14 protein-coding genes are annotated in these 23,769 nt (G+C 61.8%); 11 read left to right on the forward strand and 3 right to left on the reverse strand.

Going from position 1 to position 23,769, the window contains the following annotated elements:
* The first annotated feature begins 57 nt into the window (after positions 1-57).
* Positions 58-3,207: a DUF4838 domain-containing protein gene (locus tag ACILSR_RS10145; protein ID WP_395749649.1), complete on the forward strand. Its 3,150-nt coding sequence runs from the start codon at positions 58-60 to the stop codon at positions 3,205-3,207.
* Between the two features lie 71 nt (positions 3,208-3,278).
* Entirely contained in the window at positions 3,279-4,718 is a 1,440-nt protein-coding gene (locus tag ACILSR_RS10150) for a flavin monoamine oxidase family protein (protein WP_395749650.1), read from the forward strand.
* Here ACILSR_RS10150 and ACILSR_RS10155 read toward each other — a convergent pair whose 3' ends face one another.
* Complete coding sequence (locus ACILSR_RS10155) at positions 4,719-5,504, reverse strand: DUF1080 domain-containing protein (RefSeq protein WP_395749651.1); 786 nt, start codon at positions 5,502-5,504, stop codon at positions 4,719-4,721.
* Positions 5,505-5,623: 119 nt separating this feature from the next.
* On the opposite strand from ACILSR_RS10155, the gene ACILSR_RS10160 reads away from it, so the two are divergent.
* The 6 genes from ACILSR_RS10160 to ACILSR_RS10185 all read left to right on the forward strand — a co-directional run bounded on the left by ACILSR_RS10160 (position 5,624) and on the right by ACILSR_RS10185 (position 15,464).
* Positions 5,624-8,428: a DUF1553 domain-containing protein gene (locus tag ACILSR_RS10160; protein WP_395749652.1), complete on the forward strand. Its 2,805-nt coding sequence runs from the start codon at positions 5,624-5,626 to the stop codon at positions 8,426-8,428.
* A gap of 4 nt (positions 8,429-8,432) precedes the next feature.
* A complete protein-coding gene (locus ACILSR_RS10165; protein WP_395749653.1) occupies positions 8,433-9,812 on the forward strand; it encodes a DUF1501 domain-containing protein in 1,380 nt (459 codons plus the stop codon).
* Positions 9,813-9,886: 74 nt separating this feature from the next.
* Positions 9,887-10,684, forward strand: coding sequence for an SDR family oxidoreductase (locus tag ACILSR_RS10170; protein WP_395749654.1), 798 nt, complete (start codon positions 9,887-9,889; stop codon positions 10,682-10,684).
* A gap of 196 nt (positions 10,685-10,880) precedes the next feature.
* Entirely contained in the window at positions 10,881-12,221 is a 1,341-nt protein-coding gene (locus tag ACILSR_RS10175; RefSeq protein WP_395749655.1) for a sulfatase, read from the forward strand.
* 57 nt (positions 12,222-12,278) lie between these two features.
* Complete coding sequence (locus ACILSR_RS10180) at positions 12,279-14,105, forward strand: sulfatase (RefSeq protein ID WP_395749656.1); 1,827 nt, start codon at positions 12,279-12,281, stop codon at positions 14,103-14,105.
* Between the two features lie 69 nt (positions 14,106-14,174).
* Positions 14,175-15,464, forward strand: a complete 1,290-nt coding sequence (locus tag ACILSR_RS10185; protein WP_395749657.1) for a right-handed parallel beta-helix repeat-containing protein — start codon at positions 14,175-14,177, stop codon at positions 15,462-15,464.
* Between the two features lies 1 nt (position 15,465).
* Here the strand turns inward: ACILSR_RS10185 and ACILSR_RS10190 are convergent, their stop codons facing one another.
* Positions 15,466-16,599, reverse strand: coding sequence for a DEAD/DEAH box helicase (locus ACILSR_RS10190; RefSeq protein ID WP_395749658.1), 1,134 nt, complete (start codon positions 16,597-16,599; stop codon positions 15,466-15,468).
* Between the two features lie 95 nt (positions 16,600-16,694).
* On the opposite strand from ACILSR_RS10190, the gene ACILSR_RS10195 reads away from it, so the two are divergent.
* From ACILSR_RS10195 to ACILSR_RS10205, 3 genes are all read left to right on the forward strand, one after another.
* Positions 16,695-18,284, forward strand: coding sequence for a sulfatase-like hydrolase/transferase (locus ACILSR_RS10195; protein ID WP_395749659.1), 1,590 nt, complete (start codon positions 16,695-16,697; stop codon positions 18,282-18,284).
* 153 nt (positions 18,285-18,437) lie between these two features.
* The gene (locus ACILSR_RS10200; protein ID WP_395749660.1) at positions 18,438-20,987 is read left to right on the forward strand and encodes a DUF1592 domain-containing protein; all 2,550 of its coding nucleotides are present in this window, start codon (positions 18,438-18,440) and stop codon (positions 20,985-20,987) included.
* A 32-nt stretch (positions 20,988-21,019) separates the two neighbouring features.
* Positions 21,020-22,330 (forward strand): DUF1552 domain-containing protein, encoded by a 1,311-nt coding sequence (locus ACILSR_RS10205; protein WP_395749661.1) that lies wholly within the window; start codon positions 21,020-21,022, stop codon positions 22,328-22,330.
* A 94-nt stretch (positions 22,331-22,424) separates the two neighbouring features.
* Here the strand turns inward: ACILSR_RS10205 and ACILSR_RS10210 are convergent, their stop codons facing one another.
* Positions 22,425-23,744: a hypothetical protein gene (locus tag ACILSR_RS10210; protein ID WP_395749662.1), complete on the reverse strand. Its 1,320-nt coding sequence runs from the start codon at positions 23,742-23,744 to the stop codon at positions 22,425-22,427.
* Between the last annotated feature and the right edge of the window lie 25 nt (positions 23,745-23,769).

Below are 23,769 nucleotides of genomic sequence, written 5' to 3' on the forward strand. Positions count from 1 at the left end.
CGCACGCGCTTTGCCTTGCTGTGTTCTGAAGACCATCCACCCAACCAACTCGAAACCATGAAAGCCCTCGCAGCCGCCGTCCTCATGACCCTCACCTCTGTGCCTGCCGCGGAGAGCGTGCTCGTCGAAAACGGTCAGCCGCGGGCGGAGATCATCATTGCGGAAAACCCCACCCGGATGCAACGGCTCGCGGCACATGAGTTCCGCGCGAACATCGAGAAGATCAGCGGCGCTCGTCTGCCCATCCTCACGCAGCCGAGCGGAAAGGCGGTGAAGGTTTTCATCGGTGCCAGTGGATTCAATCCCGTGAAGCCAGACAGCCTCAAGGACGGCGCCTACCGCATGCAGTCCGGCAGCGACTGGCTGGCGCTGGTGGGCGATGACACGGACTTCATGCCTGCAGAGCCTTGGGCGAAGAACAATGGAGACATTTCTCGCGCGCAGGCTGAGTTTGAGAAAATCGTGGGCGCACCCTACGGCATGCCCAACCGAGGTCTGTATAAAAACAAGCTCCGCCTGCCTGGAGACACCGGCAAACCCGACGGAGTCCTCACCGCGAAGAACGAAACGCTGGAGATCTGGGGCCTCGACGAGCATGGCAGCTTCAATGCGGTGACCGCGTTTTTCCACCGGCTCGGCGTGCGCTGGTATCTGCCGGGAGAACTGGGGGAGGTGATGCCGTCCATGAAGACCATCTCCCTGCCAAAGGTGGATGAAACCGTGCGGCCAGACTTCGCGCTGAGGCAGTTCAACTTCCGCTTTGCCACCGCAGGCTACGACACCGCTCTGTGGACCCTGCGCCTCGGCATGCGCAATGACGACCGCTGGCTCATCGCCCACGGCATGGACGGCATGACGGGCAATGACGCCACTTTTGCGGCGCACCCGGAGTGGTTTGCCCTGTACGGCGGCAAGCGCGACTACCGCCCCGGCGACAGCAAGAACCAGCTCTGCTACTCCAATGAAGAGCTCTTCCGCGAGACTGTGCGCTATGCCCGCGCCCTGCTGGACACCTATCCGGTGAAGTCCGTCTCCATCATGCCGCCGGACGGCTACACCGCCATCTGCCAGTGCGACAAGTGCAAAGGCAAGGACTCGCCCGAACGCAATGAGCGCGGGCTGGCGAGCGACTACGTGTGGGACTTCGTGAACCGTGTGGCAAAGGAAGTGGCCAGGACCCACCCGCAGGCCAGGGTGCTGAACTGCGCCTATGGGATCTACAGTCTGCCGCCGCTCAAAATCGAAAAACTGGAGCCGAATGTGGTCGTCTGCATCGTGGGCGGCCGCCGCCCGATGAACCGCGCCGACGGAAGGAACGCTGGCGAAACAGCCCCCGAGGCCCTGCGCGCGGCGTGGATGAAGAAAACGGACAACCCGATCCTGAATTTTGAAAACTATCCCTTCACCGACCGGGGCTGGTATCTGCCCTTCTTTGCACCGCATGCCATCGGCGACTCTGTCAATGCCACCAAGGGCTATTCCCAGGGAGAGGACATCTGGCTCACAGCGAGGCAGGATTTCGACAAGGTGGGAATTGGCTTCAACCACTTCATGGTGTACTTCACCGCACGCATGTACTGGGGCGGCAAGAATGCGGATGTGGACGCCATGTTCCGGGAGTACTGCACGCTCTTCTACGGACCCGCCGCGCAGGAGATGGAGGACTTCTTCCGCTACTCCGAAGCGCATTGGAGCCAGATGGAGGAGGACAAATCACAGGCCGATGCCGCGCTGGCCCTCTTTGCCAAAGCGCAGGCCAAAGCCGACGCGACCAGTGTGTATGGCAGGCGCATCACGCTCATCGATGACTTTCTCAAAGGCCTGCGCATGAAGTGCCAGCAGCTCGCGCAACAGCGCGGGCCGGTGCCCATTGTGCGGCTCGTCGGCGATGCGAAGGACGTTGTCATCGACGGCAGGCTCGACGACGCCTACTGGCAGAACTGCCCAACGGCTGCGAGCGGAAAACTCCGTGAACTGCAGACGGGCCGCGTGCCCACTTTTGCGACCACCTTCAAAACCGGCTGGCACGGAAACAGTCTTTACTTGGCCATCCGCTGCGACGAATCCGCCGGAGAAAAGCCGAACACCACCAGCACACGGAACGGCGATCAGGCGCTCTGGCATGGCGATGCTGTGGAGATAGAACTCGCCACGGAGACACACTCCTACTACCAGATCGCCATCAGTCCTGCGGGCCACGTGGTGGATCTCGACCGTGGTGCCTCGCGCGACCGCTGGTTTGAGTGGGACTCCAAGGCGGAAGTGGCCACGCACGTCGCAGAAGATCATTGGACCGTGGAGATCCGCATCCCTGTGACGCAGGACGAAAACGATCCGCTGCATCAGGTGATCGGCCGCGAGCCCACGCCGAGCCTGCCCTGGCACATCAACATCTGCCGCCAGCGTATTCGCGAAGATGGCCAGGAGCTCAGCGCGCTTTCCCCCACCGGCACGGAGGGCTTTCATGAGCCCATGAAGTTCGCGCATTTCTACCACGGAAACTCCCGTTCCTTCCCGGAAGACCCCACGGTTACGGACTTCGCCCTTGGCTTCCGTGATGCCACGCAGAAGCGAAATGCAGAAGCCTTTCTCGCGCTGGCGGAGGGAAAGACCAACGACTTTCAAAAAGCCGCCGCGCTGGAGCAGGCCGCGCTTTACAGCCGCAAGGAGGCCGGACCCGTCATCGAGCGCATTCCAGTGGATGCGGTGAAGAAAAGCGCGCAGATGCAGTACCTGCTCAACCTGGGCAAGGCACCGGAGATCATCGCGCAGTTTGCGGGAGAGGACTTTAAGAAGTGGCCCTTCTGGAAGCGCGGAGCGGGCTATCACGCACGTGGCTTCGCCTACTCCATCCTCCAGCAGGGAGACAAGGCGGAGGCGGATCTCAGCGCCGCCCTGCCTTGGACCAGCGAGCCGCGCACGCGCGATGCCCTGCTGCTCGCCCTCGGCCAGAACCGTGAGCGGAACCTGCACAACGATGGGCAGGCGCTCGCCGCGTATCAGTCCATCGTGGCGGAGCGCACGCGCATCGGCGGGGCGGATGAATACGCCGCGCTGCAGGGCATCGCCCGCATCCTGACCCGGCAGGGCAAATATGAGGATGCCATGGCCGCGTTGAACCGCGCCGAACCGGACAAGCTGAAAGGCGTGTGGCGGGATAACATCCAGAAATCCATCGCCGAGGTGCAGAAGGCGCGCGGTCGCTGAATCAAGATGCAGCATGCTCGCAGCGTATGTGGCACATGCGCGCAAGCTCTCCTTTACTCTCCCGCCGGCAAATGCTGCAAACCACCACGGGCGCGCTTCTCGCGGGTGCGGCGGCTCATGCGGCGCCTGCGAAGAAAAAAGTCATCGTCATCGGCGGCGGCATCGGCGGGCTGAGCTGTGCGTATGACCTCATGGAACGCGGGCGCGACGTAACCGTGCTGGAGGCCTCACGCCGCACTGGCGGGCATGTGAAGACGATCTACGATCCGCTGCCCGATGGCCTGTATGCCGACGTGGGCGCGGAGCAGTTCACCGATCCTGGCTACGACACCTACCGCGAGTGGGTGCGCAAGTTTGACCTGCCCGTGCTGGCCTATGAGCGGCGGAGGAAGATGTATGCAAACGTGCGAGGGAAATGGCGTACCGAGGAGGAGCTGGCGGATGCGAAGACGCAGCGTGAGTTTGGCTTTAATGAACGCGAGGTGGCCTACATGCAGGAGCACGGATGGAAAAACATGTCCCGCCTGTTCTTTGGCCCGATGGCGGAGAAGTTTAAGGACGAGTACCAGCCCTTCGGCGTGGGCTTGGACGAACTCGACCATGTCGTGCTCGGCGACTGGCTGGCGGAGCAGGGCGCGTCTGAAACGGCGCGCAGCTTCTGCGGCGGCTCGCGGCTGAGCAGCAGGGAGAAGCCCGCCACCGAGAGCGATGTCTCGGCGCTCTACCGCATCTGGCAGGAGTCGATCGTGAAAATTCGCGGGCTGCCGGTGTTCAAGCGAGAGGTGTTTCGCCTCAAGGGCGGCAATCAGCTCCTGCCGGACACTTTTGCCAGACTGCTCGGTGATCGGGTGCGGAAGAACTGCAAGGTCACCACGCTGACGCATGATGTGGGCGGCGTCAGTGTGACGTTTGCCGAAGGGCCGGACCAGAAGAAGGAACAGACGCTGAAGGCAGACCATGCGGTGCTGTGTGTCTCGCCCATGGTGATCGGCGGCATTGAGGTCTCGCCGGGCTGGCCAGAGGCGAAGAAATTTGCGCTGACGCACACCCCCATGGGCATGCAGTCGCGCATCGTGCTGCAGGCCAAAACCCGCTTCTGGGAGGGTGACACCCTGCCGAGCATCAATCTGGAAACAGGCAGCGGCACCATGGGTCTCGTGTATGAATGTGCAGGCGAGGTGCCCGGCGAAAGCTGCGTGCTGATGGGCAGCGGCCCCGCCGTGCTCTCCGCAGAGGATGCGCTGAGCGCCTTCCGCAAATTTTATCCCGGCCAAAACAAGGACACCATTGAGAAGGCCATCGTGCACGAGTGGTGGAAGGAGGAGCCACTGGCCATCGGCTGTGAGCGGCATCCCTTCCAGCTGGGCAAGCTGGCGCAGGTGTGGCCGCACCTCATCCAGCCTGTGGGACGAGTGCATTTTGCCGGAGCCGCGTATGACAATCTGCCCTGGGGTCAGGATGCAGCGACGCGCTCGGCGCGGCGTGTGACGCTGGCGATTGATGCGGCGTGATTATTTTTTCTTTTCCAGTGACATCAGCTCGATCTTCCGAAACCACACGGGCTGGCCTTCAGCCTGCAGCGCGATGTGGCCGTAGCCGAGCATGACATCGCCTCCGGCTTCGACGATGTCGCTCGCAGGAGCGATCTTGCACATGGCATCAAGCTGCGGGCGCTGATAGCGCAGCACTTCCACGCCGTTGATGCGGTGGATGATTTCGTCATTACCGCGCACCTCGACTTCAGCACGCACCCATTCTTCGGCGGGAAAGGTTGGCGCGTTGGATTTGACGATGTGCTTGGTAATCAGCTCGCCGCCCATCTCCACGTGCGTGCCGGGGGTGCAGAGATTCGCCGTGGAGCGCGGACCCTTTCCTTCATCGGCCAGAAACTGCATCTCCAGGCTGGAGGGGAAGCCCTGGTCAAAACGCATGCTTTGCGGCGGCTGGGCGTGGATCATCACACCGCTGTTGAGGTTCACGTATTTCGGCGCGTCCGCCATCATGCTGCCGGTGAAGCGATACTCCAGGCGCAGGATGTAGTGGGAGTAGGCCAGGTTCGTGAAGAGGTGGCCGTACTGCTGGTCAAACTTGCCGTAGCCGTCGTAGCTCACCTTCAGGATGCCATCCTCCACGCGGAAGGTGTTGGCGTAGTTTTCGCCGAGCGGCCGCTTGGCGATCTTGATGGTCCAGCCGGTGAGGTCTTTGCCATTGAAGAGAGGAATCCATTGGGATTCATCGGCGACAGCGATGGTGGTGAGCAGGACTGCGGCAGAGGCGATTCGGAGGAGGAGGCTCATGAGAGCCACCTTGGCGGTGGCTGGGCGGTTTCCAATCGGAAGATTCCGTGGAAAGACGTGACGAGGTGAAGGCGATCTTTTTTTGTCCAAAGCTCCGCCATTCCTGCCTTCTAGTCATCGTGCGCCACGCTTTTACCATCTCATTCCTCGCTGTTTGCTCCGCTGCCCCGGCGGCTGATGGCATGGCGTTCTTTGAGAACAAGGTGCGGCCTCTGCTGGTGAAGCATTGCTATGAATGCCACTCGCAGGAGGCGGGCAAACGCAAGGGCGGCCTGCTGCTGGATCGCAAGGAAGGCTGGCAGATTGGTGGAGATGCCGGTCCCGCTCTCATCCCCGGCGAGCCTGCGGGCAGCCTGCTCATGCACAGCGTGAACTACGAGGACGAGAAGCTGCAGATGCCGCCGAAGTCCAGACTCTCCGCGGAGGACGTGCGCGTCTTTGAGCAGTGGATTGCGATGGGCGCCCCTGATCCGCGCAATGCGGCACTGGGGGAGGTGGTGAAGAAAAAGACCATCGACTTCACCGCTGCACGCCAGGGCTGGGCCTTCCGCCCGCTGACACCAACGCCGCTGCCTGTCGTGAAGCAAAAGGACTGGCCGCGCAAGGATCTGGACACCTTCATCCTCGCGGAGCTGGAGGCCAAAAACCTCACTCCTGCTGCAGATGCTGATCCACGTACTCTCATGCGCAGGCTTAGCTACGACCTCACCGGCCTGCCACCCGCGGCGTCTGATCTGGCTGCCGCTCCCGACCTCCCGGCCTACGTCGAGAAGCTGCTCAACAGCCCGCAGTTTGGCGAGAAATGGGGCCGCCAGTGGCTCGATCTCGCACGCTATGCAGACTCGAACGGCGGCGACCGCAACTACACCTACTACCAGGCCTGGCGTTATCGGAACTACGTCATTGATGCCTTCAACCGCGACCAGTCCTACTATCAGTTCATTCGCGAGCAGATCGCGGGCGACCTGATGCCTGCGGGAAATCTGGAGCAGCGCCGCCGGCAGATGATCGCCTCCACTTTCCTCTCGCTGGGGCCAAAGATGCTCACGGATCGCGACAAGGAAAAGCTGCATCTCGACACGGCGGATGAGCAGATCGACACCATCGGCCGCGCCTTCCTCGGGCTCACCATCGGCTGCGCACGCTGCCACGATCACAAGTTTGATCCCTTCAGCCAGCAGGACTATTACGCGCTCGCGGGCTTCTTCCGCTCCACAGAGGTGGTCATGGGCACACGCAACGGCTGCGTGAACGTGGCGAGCTGGGTGGAGCAGGCGCTGCCGCAGCCCGAGCCCGCGATGAGCGAACTCGCCGCCAAAGTCGCGCATCTGGAACTGGTAATGCGCCTCAAGGTCGAGCGCGAGTTCATGGCGAAAGTCGGCGGAAAAATGTCGCTCAAAAAACTGCCGCTGGCCGGGGTGATCTGCGATGAAGCCGATGCTGAACTCATAGGCGACTGGAAGCAGTCGAGCATCTCCGCGAACCGCTTTGGCGATTTTTACATTCACGATGACCGGAAGCACAAAGGCGAGAAGCAGGCGGTGTTTCGCGGCAGTCTTCCGGAAACCGGCGTCTATGAAGTGCGCCTCGCCTATCCCGCGAAAACAAACTGCGACAAGCATGTGCCCATCACCGTGGAGGCTTTCGATGGCGTGCATGAGATCGTCTTTGACCAGACGAAGAAACCCAGCGTCGGCGGTTTGTTTGAGCCTATCGGCCGCTTTCGTTTTGAGAAAGGCGGACGCGTGAATGTGATCATTCGCACGAAGGGGACGACGGACTATGTGGTGGTGGATGCGGTGCAGTTCATTTCCGAACGTGACATCGAACGCGAGGCCGCCGCGTTTGCGATGGCGGAGGGCAAGGGCGCCAGCGGTGGCGATCCGGTGCTGATGATGCAGAGCGGTGACCTGAGCAAGGAGCTGAGCAAAACCATCAGCGCACTCAAGGATGCCGACCTCGCGATGGCTCCGCGCGATGCCCGCGATGCGGGGGACATTCACCTGCGCATCCGCGGCGAGGTGAACCAGCTCGGCCCCAAAGTGCCGCGGCATTTCCCCTCTGTGCTGCATGAGGGACCGCCGCCCAAGATCGCGCCCGGATCCAGCGGCCGCCTGCAGCTCGCGGAATGGATGACGAGCGCGGAGAATGCGCTGCTGGACCGCGTGATTGTGAACCGCCTGTGGGCGCAGCTTTTCGGGCGCGGCATCGTCAGTACCGTCGATAACTTCGGCGTGCAGGGAGAGAAGCCCACGCATCCCGCGCTGCTCGATCACCTCGCCGCAAAATTCCGCGCCAGCGGCGGCTCCATCAAGACGCTGATTCGTGAGATGGTGCTCAGCCGCACCTACCAGCTCGCCGCCGAGGCGAAATCGCAGCGCACGGTTGCTGATCCCGAGAATCGTCTGCTCGGCAGGCGTTCGTATCGCCGGCTCACGGCGGAGGAGATTCGCGACAGCCTGCTCTTCATTGCCGGTGATCTCAATCTGGAGCAGGCTGCGGCCACGGCGCTCACTTATGGCGAGGATCTCGACAAGCCGATGAAGTTCGACCAGGAATTCCGCCGCAGCATCTACCTGCCCGTGGCGCGCAACAACCTCGCGCCTGAGCTGGAGATCTTTGATGCTGCGAATCCTGAGATGGTGGCCGGTGACCGCCCGCTGACCACGGTGCCGACGCAGGCGCTGTATCTGCTGAACAGCACCTTCCTGCAAAAACAGGCCGCCACACTCGCGCAGCAGGCCTATGCGAAGCCGGAGCCTGTGGCGTGGCTGTATCAGACGATTCTTGGCCATGCGCCAGGCGATCGTGCGGCAAAGCGTGCGAATGATTTTATCGGGCAAAGCGGCGGAGAAGGTGAGCAGGCGCTCGCGGATCTCGCGCACGTGCTGCTCGCGTCCACAGAGTTTCTTTTTCTCGATTGATGCCATGAATGCTCTTCCACAGATCAGCCGCCGCACTGCGTTGAAAACCGCCGCGTGCGGCTTTGGCTCGCTTGCATTCAACAGCATCGCCACGGCAGCCAGCCTGCCGCGCGGGCTGCACCACACGCCGCGTGCGAAGCGGGTGATCTTTCTCTTCATGCACGGCGGTCCATCGCAGGTGGACACGTTTGACTACAAACCCATGCTTCAGCAGATGGACGGCAAGAAGCTGCCGTTTGCACCTGCCAAGAACCTCGATGCGTCCGCCACCAGCCAGGCCAAGCTGCTCGGCTCGCCGTGGAAGTTTCAGCAGCACGGTGAGGCAGGGTTGTGGGGCAGCGAACTGTTTCCTGAAGTTTCCAAACGTCTCGATGACCTCTGCGTTATCCGCTCCATGCAGAGCCGAGGACAATCACATGGACAAGCAGTGTGCATGATCCACACCGGCTCGGACAATTTTGTGCGTCCCTCCATGGGTGCGTGGATCAGCTACGGTCTGGGCACGGAGAATGCGGATCTGCCTGCGTTTGTCAGCATCAGCCCGCCTGCCACGCATGGCGGGCCGCGCAACTACGGACCCGCTTTCCTGCCTGCCGCACACCAGGGCACCACGGTGGGTCGTGCGGGCAAGCTCGGCAAAGACGCCACCTTCCGCTTTATGGATGCCAGTGGAGATTCCGAACAGCAACGCCGTAAGATGAACCTGCTGCAGGCCATGAATCGCGAGCACTATGAGCGCACGCTCCATGCGCCAGTAGAAGGCATGATTCAGAGCATGGAGCTCGCTTTTCGCATGCAGCGCGAAGCTCCCGGCGTCATGGACATCGAGCACGAGCCTGAGCACATCAAATCACTCTACGGCATCGGCAATGCCGTCACCGACAACTACGGCCGCCAGTGCCTGCTCGCACGACGTTTTGCCGAGGCGGGTGTTCGCTACATTCAGGTCAGCACGCCCAATGTCTGGGATCAGCACTCAAATCTTGTCAAAGGCCACACGGCCAATGCCGCTGCGGTGGACCGTCCCATCGCCGGGCTGCTGGCAGATCTGAAACAGCGCGGCATGCTGGAGGATACCCTCGTCGTCTGGGGCGGTGAATTTGGCCGCACGCCCATCGTGCAGGGAGCCAACGGCCGCGATCACAATCCGCAGGGCTTCACCATGTGGCTGGCAGGCGGCGGCGTGAAGAGCGGTGTCGCTTACGGCGAGACGGACGAGTTCGGCTACTACGCGGTGAAGGACAAGGTCCACATGCATGACCTGCATGCCACCATCCTGCATCTTCTGGGCATTGATCACCTCCGCCTCACCTACCGCTACGCGGGCCGTGATTTCCGCCTCACTGATGTGTACGGCGAGGTGGTCAACGGGATCATCGCCTGAAGCCGGTTCGCAAAAAATCACAAAAAAACGCACGCTTCATTCGACGCCCAGCGAAGTGCCGCTAGGGTCATCGGATGGACACACATTGGACTGACAAGGTCGTCATCGTCACCGGAGGTGGCGGCGGCATGGGACAGAGCGCGGCGAAGCGGTTTGCAGACGCCGGCGCGAAGACGTTTATTTTTGGCAGAACGCTCGAATCGCTGCAGGCCACGGCGGCACTTTCGCCGAACATCATCTCCATCGTGTGCGACGTGGCGGACTCCGCCAGCGTGGCCGCAGCCGTGGGAGAAGTGCTGAAGCACGGCCCCATCGCCGCGCTGATCCACACCGCGGGCATCAACACACCCGACCGCTTCATGGCGCATTCCGACCCTGCCAAACTGGCCAGCGAGGCGAGCTGGCGCAGCGTGATGGACGTGAATGTGATGGGCGTGGTGAACATGATCCAGGCGGTGTCCAAATCGATGGCAGAAAACGGCGGCGGCAAGATCGTGGTCGTCTCCTCCACCGCCGGGCATGGCTATGACTCGTTTGCCGGCGTGCCTTACACCGCCAGCAAGTGGGCCGTGCACGGCCTGCTCTTCACCGCCCGCATGCAGCTCAGCGCGCATGGCATCGTGCTCTCTGAATACGCCCCCGGAGAGGCCCTCACGCCGCTGGTGGAAAAGCGCCCGGTGAAGCCCACTGCCGAGCACCGCAGCGCCATGATCCATACCGACGACTGCGCCAATTCGCTCTTCTTCATCGCCTCGCAGGCGCACAGCATGAGCGTGATCCAGCTCCCTGCCTACCAGCCCTTTGGCGGCATGCCGCCGCAGATCACGGCACCCTGGCTGGCAGGGCTGGAGATCGGGCCGAAGAAGGCTTGAACTTGAAGTGATGCAGGCACTCTTGCCTGCAATTCGAGCCACGCAGGATGTTCGTTGCGGGCAGGAGTGCCCGCATCACTCCGCTGAAAAGACGCCGCGCCGCCTGCGTTCACAGCGGGCCATGATCCGCGCCCTGCTCTGCTTTGCCTCCTTATTCCTCTTGATGGTTTCGTCATCGTCGGCGAGGCCCAATTTCATGATCATCATTGCGGATGATCTCTGCTGGCGTGATCTGGGCTATGAGGGCAATGCCGAAGTCAAAACCCCCAACCTCGACAAGCTGCGTAGCGAGTCGATGCACCTGCGCGGCATGTTCAATCCGGCCACGAGCTGCTCGCCCACACGGCATGCGCTTTACACCGGACTGTATCCGATCCGCAGCGGCGCGTATCCGAATCACACGCGGGTCTATGACGGCACGAAGAGCCTGTTCACGTACTTGAAGAACGCGGGCTATCGCGTGGCGCTGCAGAACAAGGAGCACGTGGGGCCGGAGCCGTCCTTTCCGTATGAGCACATCGAAGGTGCGGATGACCTCACCGTCACGAAAGCTTTCGTCACCCGCGATGCCGCGCAGCCTTGGTTCATGGTCTTTGCCTCAAACGATCCGCACGGGCCGTGGACGCGAGGGCCGAAGTACGATCCCACCAAGCTCAAGATCCCGCCGTATTTGCACGACAACAAAATCACGCGTGAACTGCTGGCCGCGTATTATGGCGAGATCAGCAAGCTCGACGAACAGGTGGGCGCCCTTATGACGCTGCTCAGGGAGACACAGCAGGCGGACAACACCCTCGTTCTGTTTGTAAGCGAGCAGGGCAGCAGCTTTCCTTACGGCGGGAAGTGGAGCGTGTATGACAACGGCATTCACGCCAGCGCCATCCTGCGCTGGCCAGGCAGGGTGAAGCCTGGCAGCAGCAGCTCCGCGCTGATGCAGTATGTCGATGTGGCCCCCACCTTTCTTGAGGTCGCGGGCATTGATCCCACGAAGATCGACGTCGGTTGCCCGGATGCCAAAGGCGGAACCGGCTTCGACGGCCGCAGCTTTCTTCCGGTGCTGAAAGGCGAGAGCGACCACTGCCGCGACTATGTCTTCGCCCAACACACGACGCTCGGCACCAATGGAGCGCTCGAAGCCTATCCCATGCGCATGGTGCGTGATGCGCGCTACAAGCTCATCCGCAACCTCGCGCCACAGAACACTTACACCATCGGCGGCATTCACCAGGGCGAGCCGATCGAGTCATGGCAGGCCGATGCTGAGAGCGACTACAAGCTCGCGGACCGCGTGAAGTGGCTCTTCAAACGCCCCGGCGAAGAACTCTACGATCTGCAATCCGATCCTGAAGAGATGAAGAACCTCGCCGCTGACCCTGCATTCGCAGAAACCAAGGCGAAGCTGCAAGGCCAGCTCGACGCCTGGATCGCTCAGCAGGACGACAAAGGCATGGAGACCGAAAATCTGGCCAGCACACGCCAGGGCAAGAGCGACAGCGAGCCCCGCAAGGAAAGGAAGAAAAAGAAAGCCGCGAAGTAACCCGCACTCACCGACATTGCTGAAAAGTCTACGAACGTCCTGCGTTCACAGCGCACCATGAAGCGCGCCCTGCTCTGCCTCTTTTCGTCATTCCTCATTATGGCTTCGTCATTGTCGGCGAAGCCGAATCTTCTCGTCATCACCACGGATGACATGAGCTGCGATTCCGTGGGCGTGTATGGCTGCAAACTGAAGGACACCACGCCGAACATGGACAAGCTGGCGGCGCAAAGCCTGCGCTTCAACTACGCGCATACCGTGGTGGGAAACTGCATGCCTTCACGCAATGTCATGTGGTCCGGCAAATACCCGCACAACAACCGCATCGAGGGCTTTAAATCCATCGCGCCTCAAGAAAAAAACTATCCGGTGCTGGGAGACCTCATGAAGGAAGCCGGTTACTTCACCGGCATCCGCCACAAGGTCAGCCACTCCACGCCCTACTCGCCCTTCCCTTGGGATATCGTGCTCGGGGATGAGAAGCATGATGATGCCAAGAATGCGGCCTCCTGGGGCAAGGCCGCCACCACCGGCATCGAGGCCGCCAGAAAGGCCGGCAAACCCTTCTGCCTGCTGCTCAACATCGCCGATCCGCACAAGCCCTTCTACGCCGAAGGCAACAAGGGACAGACCATTCCCGACAACAATGTCCCGTCGCGTGTCTTTACCCCAGAGGAGGTCCCGGTCCCCGGCTTTCTGCCCGATGATCCTGTGGTGCGCAAAGAACTCTCCCACTACTACTCCAGCGTGCGCCGTGCGGACGATGGCGTCGGCGAGATCCTTGCCTCCCTCAAAGCCTCCGGTGAAGACGAGAACACGATCATCGTTTTCCTGTCCGACCACGGCATGCCGCTGCCCTTTGCGAAAACCCAGCTCTACCACCACAGCACACGCACGCCTCTCATGATCCGCTGGCCCGGTGTGACAAAACCCGGCAGCGTGGATGAGGAGCACATGATCTCCACTGTCGATCTCCTGCCCACGATTCTCGAAATGCTGAGCCTGCCCTCTCTCGGCGGCTTTGACGGCAGCTCATTCGCCGCCGTGCTCAAAGGCGGGAAGCAGCCGGAGCGCACGATGATTTTCAAGGAACACAACGAAAATGCCGGCGGCCAGAACACCCCCATGCGCGCCGTGCAGACCAAGGATTTTGTGTATATCTTCAGCCCCTGGTCCAATGGCACCCGCGTGATGAGCGGCGCCACGAACGGCACCTCCACCTGCCGCCAGATGCGCGTGCTGGCCAAAACGAACGAGCAGATCGCCGCACGCATCGACCTCTTCGACCACCGCGTTCCCGAAGAAGCCTACGAGGTGAGCTATGACCCCGATGCGCTGACCAATCTCATCGCCAAGCCCGAGCACGCCAAACAAGTCGCCGCACTGGAAAAGGCCATGGAGGACTGGATGGTGAAAACCAAAGACCCGCTGCTGGAAGTGTTCCGCCATCGCGAAGATCCCGCCACCCGCGAAAAGCTGATGCAGGAGCTGGAGGGCAGGCAGATGACCAAGCAGGAACGCGTGGCCGCCAACCGTGCCGTGAAGAAAGCCGCCACTGCGACTACCGGCACCGCAAAGCCCGGCGCGCTCATCGCCCTCGAAGTCCCGCAGTCCGTCACGCCCGGGCTGAAAGCCACCGTGAAGCTGACCCACCACTTTCCTGCGGATCTCGGCGAGAAGCCCGTGCAGGTGACCTTGAAGGGCGGCGACAACAGCCGCATCGAACGCAAGGAGGTGAAAGCCATGGGTGACGGCGTCATCGAAGTCACCTTTGACATCCCCGCCAAACTGCCCGGCGACAAAGTCATGTTCGCCGCCCTCGTCGGCACCAGCATCAAGGACACTCCGCAGCATCTTCAGACGAAGCCGGTGCCGGTGAAGTAGTGGGAAACGCCTGCGCAGAGCGGCACTTCGCAGATAGTCACCCATCTGTGGTGCGTTTGATCTGACTCCATGATTCGCTCCTCTCTTTGCTTTTTCCTTGCATGCCTCAGCACGGTCTCCGCCGCCGACCTCTCCGTCGCAAATTACAAATCCATCCAGGAGGCACTGGATGCGAACCCAAACCGCATGGTCTTTGTGCCAGCGGGGGATTACCCGATCACGCAAAAGATCCGCATTCGCGGCGAGCGCAGTGGTTTGTTTGGGCCGGGGCGCATCATTCAGCAGAGCGCAGACCAGCCGATCATCGAGATCGAAAACGCGACCGGTGCGGAGATTCGTGACCTGACGCTCACGCGGCCCGAGGGGAAGATGGAAAGCCGCAATGAAGCCATCCTTGCCATCAAGTGCCGGGATCTCGTCATCGAAAACGTGCGCGCCATTGACAACCGCAGTCCCGCCGGGGCCATCACCGTGCGCGAGAGCAAAGACACACGCATCTCCCGCTGCCTCGTGCGCAACTACATGCGTGTCAGCATCGACGACCGCACGCAGAGCAAGGACTGGGGCTATGCCTTCAACTGCACGGATGGCACCGGCATCAATGTGACCTACAGCACCGGCACGCTCGTGGAGGGTAACCGCGTTATCGAGGACAACTTCGTCCCCACCCCGGGAGTGAAGACGAAGTTCAAGCTGGGCGACTACGTGAAGAAGAACGCGGAGAAAGGCTCCCTCATGAACCAGCAGGCCTGGGATTCCAACTACACCGACGCCTGGCAGCAAGGCTCCGGCATCGTGATCAACGCTCCCGAGGTGAACGACCTCACACGTGTGATCGGCAACCACATCGAGAACGCGGCGCAGGGTTTGGACATCCACGCGGACCACGTGATCGTTTCACAAAACATCATCACAAATGCCTTCATCGGCATGAAGGCCATGCACGGCTCGCGCAATGTGCTGATCACCGGCAACCAGTTTGTGCGCAACTCGCTTTGGGCCATCGGCCTCATGCCCGGCGCCGCCGCCCATCCCGCCACCGATGGCAAACCTGAAAACGCCGACGGCGGCTCAATCATCAGCAACAACATCATCTCTGACTTTGGCTATGGCGACGCTCACTGGATCTGGGGCGATGAACGCTCCCCGATCAAATTTGACAACGGCCAGCAGCCCGACGATCCACCCCTCACGGATGTCATCATCTCCGGAAACTTCATCCACTGCTCAGGAAAGCCGCGTTACAAGTACGCCGTGATCATTCCGAGCGGCCCCAACAGCCCACGCGGGCTGCATTTCTCGAACAACCTGTTTCATCCGGGGACGCAGGGAGTGTGCAATATTGAGCTGCCGCAGTAGTTTAGCGCCGGTATTCGCTGAACCGCACCTTCAGACCGTCCTCCACCTGCTTGAGCTGCCACTTCTCTTTCGGATCCACCAGCACGAGGGACATGCCTTTCTTCCCGGCGCGGGCCGTGCGGCCGCTGCGATGGGTGTAGTACTCCATCTGCTCAGGGAGCTGGTGATGGATGACGAACGAGAGGTCCGCGACGTCGATGCCGCGCGCGGCCACATCGGTGGCGACGACGAACTGGACGCGCTCCTTTTTGAAGGCTCGCATGACTTTGTCACGCTCCTTCTGCATGAGGTCTCCCTGCAACGGCGCGACGGGAAGGCCGAGAGCGGACAGCTCTTCGTAGAGCTCCATGGCGCCGGCCTTGGTGCGGCAGAAGATGATGCCGCGGCGCTCCTTCTGGCGCTGGAGAAAGTCGAAAATGTACGCAGTCTTTTTGTCGCGTGGGCAGACCACGTAGCGGTGGTCGATGTCGGGGTTGACCACGTTGTTCTGATCGATCTGGATCCGGTGCGCCGTGGCGGACATGCTGCCTTTGATCAGCTCCTGGATGCCCCCCGGAAAGGTGGCGGAGAAAAGCCAGGTGCTGCGGCGCATGGCGGCAAGCTTGAGGATTTCCGTGAGCTGCTTTTTGAAGCCCATGCTCAGCATCTCATCTGCCTCATCCAGCACCACGTAGCGCACAAACTCCAGCGTCAGGGCATCGCGCTCCAGCAGGTCAATCAGCCGACCCGGCGTGGCGACGACGATGTGCGTGGGACGCTGCAACGCCTCAGCCTGCCGGTCGATCTTGTCGCCGCCGCTCACGACTTCGACGAAAGTTTTCTGCGCGGAGTATTTGGTGAAGCGGAAGAGCTGCTTGCCGATCTGCTTGGCCAGTTCGCGCGTGGGTGCCAGGACGAGGCCTTGGACGTCGCGGTGCTTGGGGTTCATCTTGGTGAGCAGCGGCAGGCCAAAGGCGGCTGTCTTGCCGGTGCCCGTCTGCGCCTGGGCGATGAGATCGCCGCCGTTTTCCATGAGGAAGGGGATGGCCTTCTGCTGCACTTCCGTGGGCGTATTGATCCCCAGCTCCTCCAGGGCACGGAGCATCTCCGTGGGAATTCCGAGGGCGGCGAAGGGATGGGGAGCGGTTTCTGACATCCCATGCTCTCCGTCACAATGACATGAATTGCCAGCAGAAAGCGGGTGCGGCGCTGAAACGCGAGAGATCATGGTTGCGACGTCGTTCTCACGGCATGAAGTCCTTGCTTGCTCTGGTGTCGATGTTCGTCCTGCTAAATGCGCCACTCGTGGCGCAATCACGCCCGAACATCCTCTTCATCTACGCCGACGACTGGGGCTGGGGCGATCTGGCCTGCCACGGCCACCCGCATTTGAAGACGCCAAATCTGGACCGCCTCGCAAAAGAGGGCACTGATTTCCAACAATTCGTCGTGTGCAATCCCGTGTGTTCGCCCAGCCGCACGGCCATCGTCACGGGGCGGTATCCGGCACGGTTTCTCGTGCATCAGCATTTTGCCGGACACGCAGAAAATGTCGCACGTGGCATGCCGGACTGGCTGGATCCAAAGGTCACGCTGCTGCCGCGCCTCATGAAAGAAGCGGGTTATGCCACAGCGCACTACGGCAAATGGCATCTCTCCGGTGGCGACAAGAACGTCGCTGCGCCGCTGCCCGCTGCGTATGGCTACGATGATGCGGCAGTCTGGACGGGTCCCGGGCGCAGCGTGTTTGAAGGCACCAGCGTGGAAAAACAAGCCGGAGACGCGCATGACAAATCGGGCGCCTCCTTTCAAACCATCGCCGCCACGGAGCACGTGCTGCGTTTTGTCCAAAAAGCGAGCGACGAAAAGAAACCGTTCTACATCAACTTCTGGCTGCATGAGACGCACCACCTCGTGGCCGCCACAGAAGAGCAGAAGGCGCCTTATCCCGACACGCCGGAGCCCCAGCGCACCTACTACTCGGCCGTCACCCGTGCGGATGCTCAGGTGGGCCGCGTTCTGGCGCTGCTGGATGAACTGAAGCTCGCCGAAAACACGATCGTCATTTTCTCCAGCGACAACGGGCCGGAGAATTCGCAGCCAAATGCGACCGACAAGCTCTACCACAGCGTGGGCATTACGGGTGGGCTGCGCGGGCGCAAACGCAGCCTGTACATGGGCGGCGTGAACGTGCCCTTCCTCGTGCGCTGGCCCGGGCGCGTGCCGGCCGGGCGTGTGGACAAGACCAGCGTCATCGCCGGTGTGGACATGCTGCCCACGCTGCTCGACGCCACAGGCGTCGCCGCTCCGGAAGGCTATCAAAGCGACGGGCTGAATGTGCTGGCCGCATTCAAAGGCCAGGCCTTCACGCGCCCGCAGCCGCTCTTCTGGGAATGGCGCGGCCCGAACGCACATGAGGCCGACTGGCCGCAGCTGGCGATGCGCGATGGATCCCACACGCTGGTGATGAACTACGACGGCAGCCGCACCGAGCTTTACGATCTGGACAAAGATCGCGCGCAGGAAAACAACCTCGCCACCGCCGAGCCAGAGCGCGTGGCTTCAATGACCGCCGCCATTCACACCTGGCAAAAAACATTGCCGGTGCAGACCCCGCCTGCGCCGGTCGCAGCGCGCAAAAAACCAGCGGCAGCTCCCGCCAAGCCCGGCCCAAACCGCGCCGCCGCCTTCACGAAGTGGGACAGGAACACAGACGGCATTCTAACGCTCGAAGAATACACCCAGGGTCTCTCCAACAACGAAAACGCAGCGCAGCGCTTCAAGAACTTCGACAAGAACCAGGACGGCCGCCTTTCGCGCGAGGAGTTTGTCGGGCCCTGACGCCGCACGTCGGCAGCATCAAACCCGAGCTCCGGGATCAATTCGGTGACACAAGCTCTCCTGCAGCACGTTCACAGCGGGCCATGAGATTTGTCCTCATCAAAGGACGCCGTCCCGCCATGCCGCCGAATTTTCCACCTCTTTAACTCTGCCGTGAAAGCCCTTCACACCCTCCTCTTCAGGCTGACGATTGCATGGCCGGCCGCCTCATGGGCTTCCGCGGCAGACGTGCCCAAGTTTTTGGAGACGCACTGTTACGAATGCCACGATGCCGATTCGCAGAAGGGCAAGTTCCGCCTGGATCAGCTCTCGACGGACAAGGTGACGGCGGACAGCGCCGGTGCATGGGCACGCATTCTCACACGACTGGAGGCGGGCGAGATGCCACCACCGAAGAGTGAACGACCGCCCGCGCCCGATGTACGGGAGATGCTAACCTGGTGCAAGACGGCCCTCGCCGCAGAAGCCAGGGCGCAGCGCGGCAATGAGCGCACGCGCATGCGCAGGCTCAACCGTCTCGAATATGAAAACACCGTTCAAGATCTGCTCCACGTGGATGTGCCATTGCAGGCCATGCTGCCGGTAGATGACCGCGCGGAGGGCTTTGACACCGCGGCTGCGGCGCTGAGCATTTCACCGGTGCACATTCAGCGCTACATGGAAGCCGCCGATGCCGCCCTTCAGGCTGCGATGATGCGCGGCCCCAAGCCGGAAGTGCTGACAAAGCGTTTCTCGTATGATCACAAAAAGGAGGAGCACTTTCTCAATCAAGCCAGGCAGGGCGGCATGATGGTGCGCCATGAGGGCGAGGTGCAGTGGCACTCGGAGGGTGACACCAATGATCACCCCGCGATTTTGCAGCAGCTGGCTTCATTCACACGGGAGCATCCGGGGCATTATCGGGTTCGAGTCGCCGCGCGCACTCTGGATGCGCAAGGAGAGCCCGTCACCTTCGTCGTGCGCCAGTCGAGCAAGAAACAGCGATCGGGCTTCAAGGCGCTCGGATGGTTCGATGCCCCTGCCGATACGGCGCAAGTATTCGAAATGGAGACAACATTCCTCCGCGACGAATCCGTCACCATTACTCCCTATCGGCTCAACGACATGCGCCGGCAGCGCGGCCTCAGCCAGTACCCGCCGCCCGATGGCTCGAAGCCAGTCGGCCTCGCGCTGGGCGTTCTGTGGGTCGAGATCGAAGGACCATTGCAGGAAACGTGGCCGCCAGCCGGGCATCGGCTGCTGTTTGGCGATGTCCCCCTCGCGCCTTTCAGGTCGTTGCCAGACGCCGTCGTCACACCGGGATACATGCAGCAGTTTCGCAAAGGCGACAGGCTCACTCCCGTGTCGGCTGAGCCGGAAAAGGATGCCAAGGAGCTTCTGCAGGCATTCCTTCCACGCCTCTTCCGACGCCCCGTGAGCGATGATGATCTCGCGCCGTACCTCGGCCTGGCGCAGGAACGCTTGCGGCGTTCGGAGTGCTTTGAAGCGGCCATGCTCGCAGCGTATCGCGCGGCCTTGTGCTCACCAGAGTTTTTGTTTCTCGTCGAGGAGCCCGGCGTGCTCGATGACCACGCACTTGCCTCAAGGCTCTCCTACTTTCTGTGGCGCACGGCGCCGGACGACACGCTGCGCGGCGTCGCGGACCGTGGCGAGCTGCATCGGGATGAAGTTTTGAAACGGGAGACGGAGCGGCTGCTCGCCTCGCCGCGCGCTGAGGCATTCATCCATGACTTCCTCGATCAATGGCTGCACCTGCGTGACATCAATGCGACCCAGCCGGACAAGCTCATGTATCCCGAGTTCTACGTGCAGGAGGGCGGGAAGAACTTCAAGGAAGACGGCCTGATCATCGAATCCATGGTCGATGAGACACGGCTGTTTTTCGCCGACCTGCTGAAGAATGACACGAGCCTGCTGCAGCTCATCGACTCCGACTGGACCTATGTGAATCAGCGCCTCGCCAGCTACTATCACCTGCCGCCCGTGACTGGAAGCAGCATGCGGCGGGTGCCGCTGCCACCCGGCAGCCCCCGCGGCGGGGTGCTGACACACGGCAGCGTGCTGAAAGTCACGGCCAATGGCACACGCACCTCGCCAGTTGTGCGCGGCGTCTGGGTCATGGAACAAATCCTCGGGCGCAAGCCGCTGCCACCCCCGGCGGATGCAGGCAGCATCGATCCCGACACGCGCGGCTCGACGACCATCCGCGAACAGCTCGCGAAACACCAGAGCAATGAGAGCTGCGCCTCCTGCCACCGCCAGATAGATCCGCCTGGCTTTGCGCTGGAGAGCTTTGATCCCGCCGGTCAATGGCGCGATTTTTACCGTACGCACGATGGCGTTGAAGGGCTCAAAACCAAACGCCCGCAGCCCAAGGCATCCACCAGCCAGGCACTGAAAGGGCGGGATGTCCTCGGCCCCGTCACCTTCCTTCCTGGCCGGCCTGTGGATGCCACCGGCAGCCTGCTCACTGGCGGCAAATTTGACGGCCCCCAGCAGTTCAAGAAGCTCCTGCTTCAGGAACCGCACATCATCACGCGCTGCCTCGCCGGCAAGCTGGTCACGTTTGCAACCGGCAGGGCGGCAGAGGCCGGTGATCTTCTCGCGCTCGATGCCATCGCCGCGGACGCTGCGGCGCATGACCACGGCCTCCGCTCCCTCATTCACGCTGTCGTTCAAAGCGAGCTCTTCCGGTCCAAGTAACCCGCCCGCCACCTTCACCTCACTCCTCCATCATGCACCTCCCCATGCACCGCCGCACCTTTCTGCGCGCCTCAGGCATCACCCTGGCGCTGCCTTTTCTTGAGTCCATGGGACGTGCTGCATCGGCTGCGGCACAAACCGAGCCTCCCCGCCGCCTCCTGCTCATCGGCACGCCCTTCGGGTTTGATCCCGTCTCATTGATCCCGCCCAAGGCAGGACGCGATTATCCGCTGACCTCGCACCTGGAGCACCTGAAGGATCATCGGGACGACTTCACGCTCATCACCGGCATCAGCCACCCCTTTGTCACCGGCGCGCATGAGACGGAGCGCGTGCTGCTCACAGGCGCTCCGATGGATGGCGCCCAGAACCTGCGCAACACCATCTCGCTGGATCAGGAGTTCGCCGGCCACATGCGTGGAAAGACACGCTACAGCAGTCTCGTGCTCAGCACGGGTGGTCCCACCACGCATTCCCCCAGCCTCTCCTACACCCCCAATGGCGTGCCTATCCCGGCCATCGAGAGCCCCTCTGACATCTTTGCGCGGTTGTTTCTGGACAGCACCCCGCAGCAGGCGGCGATGGAGCTTGAGCACATCAGCGAAGGACGCAGCATGCTGGATTTTGTGGGCGAGCAGGCGAAGCGCCTGAGCCGACGCGTCAGCGCAAACGACCGTGCGCGGCTTGATGAATACTTCGACTCCGTGCGGGATGTGGAGCAGCAGCTCCAGATGTCACGTGAATGGGCCAGCCGCCCGAAGCCAAAACCCATGGGAAAAGCACCCAAGGACATCGACGGGCCCGGCCAGCAGCCGTCGAAGCTCCAGCTCATGTTTGACATCGTCCACCTCGCGCTTGTCACAGATTCCACGCGCTCCATTTCACTGCGCACCTTCACCGAGCATCACAATCTCACCCATCACGGGCAGGAGCCTGAAAAGCTCGCCGAACTGCGGAAAACGGAGGTGGAGCTGCTCACGGTCTTCAACGGTCTGCTCACCAAGCTGAAGAGCAGCAAAGAAGGCGCGGGCCAGGCCATGCTGGACAACACCATGGTCCTGCTCACCAGCAACATGCGCGATGGCAACACGCACCGCGCCTACGACCTGCCCGCCATCCTCGCCGGAGGCGGCTTCAAACACGGGCAGCATCTGGCGTTCAATCCCCGGCTGTTGGAGACACTCGATGAAGCCAAGCTCCCCGAAATCACAAGGCGTCCGCAGATTGGCGCGAATCAAGCGCCGCTGTGCAATCTCTACGTCTCCCTGCTTCAACGTGGTGGCGTCGAGACAGACCGCTTCGGCTCCTCCAAGGGAACTCTGACCGGCCTGGAGCTGGCCTGAGGCTCAGTGCATTTGACTCGACCCGTATCCTCCGGAGCCGCCGCCAAAATGGGGTCGCGGGGCTGCGGAGTTCCGCGACTTCACTCCTGCATCCTCACGGTCTGACAGGCCGCAGCCGCCATTCGCTGAAACGAGCGCTCACTGCGCTGCCGCCTGGGAGCGATAGTTTGACCGGTTTCTTCGCGACGGGAAGTCGTGCGGCCAGTGAGTACTGGTCTTGGAGAAAGACCTCGACCATGTCGTCTTCCACCACCAGCCACATGCGAAGCGGCTGAGCTTCCGGCAGAGAGACCGGCAGCTCGCTCCAGCATTCGCCTGCGGCATCCAGGATGCGAAGCTGATCACGCGTTAAAACGATCTCACCAAGCGAAGCGAGACCGAAGCGCAGTTCCTCCGTGCCCTTAGGCGGCATGAGCGTGAGGTCCGCGGCGAAACAGCTCCAGTCACCGGCTTCCTGCTGCCAGGGCAGATTTTCGAACTGTTTCTGCAGTTTTGCCGGCAGACGGGTGCCGAGCCTGCCATCCGGCAGGGCACGCACTTCACGTGGCAGAGCGAGGTGCCCGCCCCACTGCTGCTTTCCCGGCCTTGCAGGCTTGAGCGGTATCCAGCCAAACAGAACCGGCGTCTCTCCATCAAAGGCGATCTGCGCGGCGCAGAGATCTTTGCCATCAAGCACGCCGGCGGGTTCCCTTTTCCACGGCCCCAGCGGCGAGTTGGTGCTCCAGTACACGGGCTGGCCCACCGCGCGGTCGTAGATACTTGCGAGCAAGTACCAGCGGCCGCCGAGGGCGAACATCTGCGGACACTCGGGCTCGCCAAGGTTGCCGGGATCCAGGATGGGACCATGATCCTGCCAGTGCGTGAGATCAGGAGAGGTAGCGAGGCTTACCGCGCCGCAGGTTTCCTTGGGGCGGCCTTTCATCCAGGTGGTCATGACACAGCCGTACTGCTTCATCTCGGGAATCCAGAAAACGTACGGGTCCCGCCGCCGCTGATAGTAGTCCGCGGCAGGCACGTGAAACTCCTTCGGCGCGCAGGACCAGTGCAGAAGATCGCTGCTGCCGGAGCTGGCCATGCGCCCCTGCTCGTGCCCGTAAAAGCTGCGGAACACTCCCGCTGCGGGATCCTGAAACACACCGAGCACGAAGTAGGGCCGCATCCAGTCCTCCGCTTGTACCGCATCGTGTGTGACCGGCGTTTCGGTCCAGCGCAGCCAGTGTTTGGAGCGTGCCAGTGCGGCCTCATACTTGCCGGGCTTCAGGTAGTACAGCCAGCACTCGCCCTCATGGAAGAAGGGATGCACATCTCCCAGCGCATGATCGCGCGGCTTGAAATGCAGCGCTGTCGCAGGCTCCTGCGCCGCCAGGAGCGGGGCGAGCAGCGCGCCGAGAATCACGGGAAGAAAACAGTGCATGGATGATGCCGGGTAAAACGATGCC

Origin of the sequence: Prosthecobacter sp., assembly GCF_044222565.1 — a bacterium.
Classification (GTDB): domain Bacteria; phylum Verrucomicrobiota; class Verrucomicrobiia; order Verrucomicrobiales; family Verrucomicrobiaceae; genus Prosthecobacter.